Source organism: Acinetobacter sp. NIPH 1852, assembly GCF_022549455.1.
Lineage (GTDB): Bacteria > Pseudomonadota > Gammaproteobacteria > Pseudomonadales > Moraxellaceae > Acinetobacter.
Genome location: NZ_JAKZGG010000053.1, coordinates 1 through 548, shown reverse-complemented (window position 1 = coordinate 548; position 548 = coordinate 1). Strand labels below are relative to the sequence as shown.

Sequence of the window (548 nt, the reverse complement as noted above, 5' to 3'; positions counted from 1 at the left end):
GGTGATGGTGGTCCTTTAGGTCCAATCACAGGTATCATCGGTGGTATTACTGGCGGTGATGGCGGTCCTTTAGGTGCAATCACTGGAATTATCGGTGGTATTACTGGCGGTGATGGTGGTCCTCTTGGTCCAATCACAGGAATAATCGGTGGTATTACTGGTGGTGATCTTGGCAATAACCCTGTAACGGGTGTTATCCAAACAGGTATCGATGTGCTTCAAGGCGTTGAAAGCCTCAAAACTGAAATCATCAATACAGGTATCGACACTGTTGCTGGCACAATTATTGGGGCGTTCCCTCAAGCAGAACATCCTGTCGGTGATCTCGCAAATCTTGGCACGCTCACTTTTGAAACTTCTCGCGATACCGTCAACGGTACACTTGAAGCAATCTCTGATTTAGCTGGCGCTGATTTTGGTGGTGCGATGGGTAATGCTACTGGTGTGATCGGTACACTCATTAATAATGGTTCAACTGCTGCTGATATTATCCAACATGTCATCGGTGAAGATCTGCTTGGTGGTGGAATTATTGATGGCATCACAGG

1 pseudogene is annotated in these 548 nt (G+C 46.9%); it reads left to right on the top strand.

Features of this window, described 5'->3' with window-relative positions:
* Window positions 1-548: pseudogene (locus MMO38_RS16525) on the top strand (hypothetical protein); the annotation flags it as partial.